Here is a 4,363-nt window from a genome sequence, read left to right on the forward strand (position 1 = left end):
CCGGCCAGGTTGGTGCCCCTGCCACGGGGGGGGGTACTTGTAACTTGTTTGGGCCCGGGCCGGGGGCGGGACCCTAGGTGGTGGGGGGGGGGCCCCCCCCCGCGCGGTGCCTGCCGGAGGCCTGCTGGAGGCCTACTTGAAGAAGGCGATGCCGTCGTCCGGCAGGTCGTTGATGTCCTTGATCAGCTGCGCCGGGCTGAGCACCTTCTTGAGCTGCGCGGACATGTACGGCCGCAGCGGCACGCTCGGGGCGGCCTTCTCGCCGACCCAGAGCAGCTCGCCGTTGACGAAGCCGTAGAGCCGCTTGCCGCCCGAGTACTCCGGGGAGCCCTCGATCCGGGCGACCGCGTCGGTCGAGACGTCGACCTGCGGCTTGCCGTCGGCCAGCTCGCCGTACCAGATCTCGACGGTGCCGTCGTCACGGACGGAGGAGATCTCGATCCCGCGCGCACCCGAGGTGCCGTCGTGGTTGCTGGTGATGCGCCAGAACGCGTGCTCGTTCTCCAGCGGGCGGACCTTCTCGCCCTCCTCGTTCAGCACCCAGGTGCGGGAGCGGAACTCCAGGAAGGGGCGGCCGTCGTGCCGGATCACGATCTCCTGGCCGAAGTTGCACTTCTCCGTGCCCGGGAAGTCATAGACTCCCGCGCCCTCCCAGGTGCCGAGGAGGAAGGCGAGCGGGACGACGTCCTTGTGGAGGTCAGAGGGGATCTCGATCATGTTCCTGGTCGCTGTCGTCGGTGTGGGGCTGCTTCAACCGTACGGCAGGCTCAGCGCTGGCCCTGGTACAGCTTCATCACCGAGAAGATGGCGAACCAGGTGATCAGCACGGCCATGAGGGCCAGCAGACCGTCGAAGAACATTTCCAGACCGGACACGGGGGGCTCCCAGGCGGCGACAGTGTGGTGGATTTTGCTGGCGCTCACTCTATCCGCCGGGTATCGGCCGGTCGCGGTGAGCCCCACCACGTCGCGTTTCCGCCGCCGCGCCGGCGCCCTCCGCGCGGCGACTTCCGCGCGCCGCCGAAGGTTTCCCCGCGCGATCCGGGGATTCCGGGAACCGGACGTTCCGGGCGCTCTAAGGTGGCGCCATGTCGAAGAAGCTCGTCATCAAGGTCACTGCCGGCTCCGACGCCCCGGAGCGGTGCTCGCAGGCGTTCACGGTGGCGGCCGTGGCCGTCGCCAGCGGCATCGAGGTCTCGCTCTGGCTGACCGGGGAGTCCTCCTGGTTCGCCCTGCCGGGGCGGGCGGCGGAGTTCGAGCTGCCGCACTCGGCGCCGCTGCCCGACCTGCTGGAGTCGATCATGGCGGGCGGCACGGTGACGCTGTGCACCCAGTGCGCGGTGCGCCGCGGGATCGAGCAGAAGGACACCGTCGACGGCGTCCGGATCGCGGGCGCGCAGGTCTTCGTCAGCGAGATCATGAGCGACGGCGTGCAGGCGCTCGTGTACTAGCCGGGCAGCGGGGCTAGGAGTCCCGCCGCTCGTGGTCGGGGTGGTCCCGGTCGTGGCCGGGCTCGTCCCACTTCGGGTCGTCCCAGCGGGGGTCGTTCCACCAGTCGTCGTCGGGGTCGCGCTTGTTGGCGAACACCGCCGCGGCCGGCGGGATGACCGCCGCGACCACGCACAGCGCGATCGCTGCGGGCACCGAGAAGAACCGCACCACGCCCCAGGCCAGGACGAACATGCCGAGGCACCCGCCCATCATGGCGAAGTAGTAGCGGCGCCGCCGGCTTGCCTGCACGTCTCCACGGTACGACCGAGGGCCCCGCCGTGGCAGGGCCCTCGTCGTTTCGCCTTCCGCCGCCTTCCGCGGGGCGGGAATCAGACCGCGATCGCGACCTCGACGGCGGTGCCCTGGGAGGCCACCACCTGACGGTCCACGGTCTGCCCCGGCACCAGCGCGCGCAGGGTCCACTTGCCCGGGCGGGCGAAGAACCGGAACTGGCCGGTCGCCGAGGTGGGCACCTCGGCCGTGAACTCTCCGCCCTCGTCCAGCAGCCGGACGTAGCCGTTGACCGGCTCACCGTCGCGGGTCACCGAACCCTGGATGATCGTCTCGTTCGCCACGTCAACTCCTGCCAGGTCCGGGCCGCCGGCCTTCGCACCGCACATGTCTGTCTCCTTCTGACTTACGGGTCGAGCCGGGGGCTCAGTTGCTGCCGAGCTCGATCGGCACGCCGACGAGGCTGCCGTACTCGGTCCACGAGCCGTCGTAGTTCTTCACGTTCTCCTGGCCGAGCAGCTCGTGCAGGACGAACCAGGTGAGCGCGGAGCGCTCGCCGATGCGGCAGTAGGCGATGGTGTCCTTCGCCAGGTCGATGCCCTCGGCCTCGTACAGGGCCTTGAGCTCGTCGTCGCTCTTGAAGGTGCCGTCGTCGTTGGCGTTCTTGGCCCACGGGATGTTGCGGGCGCTCGGCACGTGACCGGGGCGCTGCGACTGCTCCTGCGGGAGGTGGGCCGGGGCGAGCAGCTTGCCGGAGAACTCGTCGGGCGAGCGCACGTCGACCAGGTTGAGGGTGCCGATGGCGGCGATCACGTCGTCGCGGAAGGCGCGGATCGACGAGTCGGCGGCCTGCGCCGTGTACTCGGTCGCGGCGCGGGCCGGCACCTCGGAGACGAGGTCGCGGGAGTCCAGCTCCCACTTCTTGCGGCCGCCGTCCAGCAGGCGGACGTCGCCGTGGCCGTACAGCTTGAAGTACCAGTAGGCGTACGAGGCGAACCAGTTGTTGTTGCCGCCGTACAGGACGACGGTGTCGTCGTTGGCGATGCCCTTGGCGCTGAGCAGCGCCTCGAAGCCGGCCTGGTCGATGAAGTCGCGGCGGACCGGGTCCTGGAGGTCCTTCTTCCAGTCGATCCGGACGGCGTTGCGGATGTGGTTCTTGTCGTACGCGGAGGTGTCCTCGTCGACCTCGACGATGACGACCTTCGGGTCGTCCAGGCGGGCCTGGACCCAGTCGGCGTCGACCAGGACGTCGCTGCGGCTCATGGTGGTGTTCTCCATCCGGGGGCGGTTGGCGGAAGGTGCTGCTCAGCGGGGTGCTGCGGGACGCTCGGCCTGCTCCGGTCCGAAAGTCCGTCCGAATGATGGGACGGAGGAGGGTGTCCGGGACGGCCGGGCGGGGAATCGCGGTGTGCGTCGGCGGAGGTCGGCCGAAGTGGCCGGACGGAATCGCCGGAGGATCGGCGGCGGGCAGCAACTGCCCTGCCGGGATGCCGAGTTAGCGCATTCGACACAGACAGGCGGCCACGCGGCACAGGTCGACCGCCCGCCGCTTCGTGAGATCCGTCTGTCGCTTCATGTCGACGATGCTAGGGACACCGACGGCCCGCTGTCATCAGCGTATCGGATACCGAGACCAGATCGACCGAATGCCGAGATTTGACCCTCCGCAGCCCGCCGGGCAGCGGGCAGCGGCGCCACGGCGGCCCTCCGGGGCCGGAAACGACACCGCTCCGCGGTCGGCGCTGGACAGCGCGTCTCGCGGAGCGGAACGAAGCCGACCGGGTCGGCCGATCGGGTGAGTGGTCAGCCGAGGAGCTTGACGCCCCGACCGTCGAAGTTCAGCTGCAGGCCGTCCTCGGTCGGCGTCACGCCGTCCTTGTCGGCCAGCTTCAGCCCGGCCGGCAGCGAGTCGAGGGTGAAGCTCACCGGGTCGATCTTCTGGCCGGTCGCCCCGGCGAACATCCCGGCCAGCCCGCTGAGCTGGAAGCCGTCCGCGGTGACGGTGTTCCCCTCGCTGTGCACCGAGCCGGTGCCCACCGGCAGCGGGCCGAGCGACGCCTTGACCTTGCCGGGACCGCCGTAGGACAGGCTCAGCCGGGTGTTCGAGCCCACCGGGAGCTTGCCGCCGCCAGGCATCAGCTGGGCGGCCGGCGGCAGCAGCTGGGCGAGGTCCGCGTAGGTGATCAGACCGCTGCCGGTGCCGCTGTCCACGGTCGCGGAGTTGAGGCTGTCACTCACCCGGACGCCCGACAGCCGGGCCTTGAACCCGTGCAGCGCCACCTGGTGGCCGCCGTCGTTGATCATCAGGTTGTCGGCCGAGATGCGGACGTCGTCCAGCTTCTTGGACAGCACCTGGGTGAGGAACGGGAAGCCCCCGATCGAGACGTCCGGGCGCTGGCTCATCCGGCCGCTGCTCACCATCCGGTCGGCGGCCTCGTCCTCGGCCACCCCGACCGCGATCCGGTCGGCGCCCAGCAGCAGCCCGGAGAGCACCACCAGGCCTATCGTCGCCTTCAGCCATCCGCGCATCGCACTCCCCCGTCGTCGCCGGTCGCCGTCGTTCGCCGCCTCACGGCGGCGGCCCGCAACGGGGCCTCCGCACGACCCAGAGTACGGGGGGCGCGGGGCGGGGGGGGCGGGGC

Annotated in this window: 7 protein-coding genes; 1 reads left to right on the top strand and 6 read right to left on the bottom strand. The window is 70.5% G+C overall.

What is annotated here, in order from left to right; translation table 11 throughout:
- Window positions 1-132 precede the first annotated feature (132 nt).
- Window positions 133-717, bottom strand: coding sequence for an FABP family protein (locus tag ACFV4F_RS27615; RefSeq protein WP_380441145.1), 585 nt, complete (start codon window positions 715-717; stop codon window positions 133-135).
- A gap of 370 nt (window positions 718-1,087) precedes the next feature.
- On the opposite strand from ACFV4F_RS27615, the gene ACFV4F_RS27620 reads away from it, so the two are divergent.
- Entirely contained in the window at window positions 1,088-1,450 is a 363-nt protein-coding gene (locus ACFV4F_RS27620) for a DsrE family protein (RefSeq protein ID WP_329932323.1), read from the top strand.
- A 13-nt stretch (window positions 1,451-1,463) separates the two neighbouring features.
- Here the strand turns inward: ACFV4F_RS27620 and ACFV4F_RS27625 are convergent, their stop codons facing one another.
- The 5 genes from ACFV4F_RS27625 to ACFV4F_RS27645 all read right to left on the bottom strand — a co-directional run bounded on the left by ACFV4F_RS27625 (window position 1,464) and on the right by ACFV4F_RS27645 (window position 4,250).
- Window positions 1,464-1,739 carry a DUF3099 domain-containing protein gene (locus ACFV4F_RS27625; RefSeq protein ID WP_380498586.1) on the bottom strand — a complete coding sequence of 92 codons (276 nt, stop codon included), beginning with the start codon at window positions 1,737-1,739 and terminating at the stop codon, window positions 1,464-1,466.
- Between the two features lie 80 nt (window positions 1,740-1,819).
- Window positions 1,820-2,110 (bottom strand): DUF1416 domain-containing protein, encoded by a 291-nt coding sequence (locus tag ACFV4F_RS27630; RefSeq protein ID WP_030059605.1) that lies wholly within the window; start codon window positions 2,108-2,110, stop codon window positions 1,820-1,822.
- A gap of 37 nt (window positions 2,111-2,147) precedes the next feature.
- A complete protein-coding gene (locus ACFV4F_RS27635) occupies window positions 2,148-2,984 on the bottom strand; it encodes a sulfurtransferase (protein WP_380498585.1) in 837 nt (278 codons plus the stop codon).
- Window positions 2,985-3,216: 232 nt separating this feature from the next.
- A complete protein-coding gene (locus ACFV4F_RS27640) occupies window positions 3,217-3,297 on the bottom strand; it encodes an Ms5788A family Cys-rich leader peptide (RefSeq protein WP_350517234.1) in 81 nt (26 codons plus the stop codon).
- 227 nt (window positions 3,298-3,524) lie between these two features.
- Window positions 3,525-4,250 carry a DUF2993 domain-containing protein gene (locus tag ACFV4F_RS27645; protein WP_380506377.1) on the bottom strand — a complete coding sequence of 242 codons (726 nt, stop codon included), beginning with the start codon at window positions 4,248-4,250 and terminating at the stop codon, window positions 3,525-3,527.
- Between the last annotated feature and the right edge of the window lie 113 nt (window positions 4,251-4,363).

It is taken from the genome of Kitasatospora sp. NPDC059722 (genome assembly GCF_042733235.1).
GTDB lineage: Bacteria > Actinomycetota > Actinomycetes > Streptomycetales > Streptomycetaceae > Kitasatospora.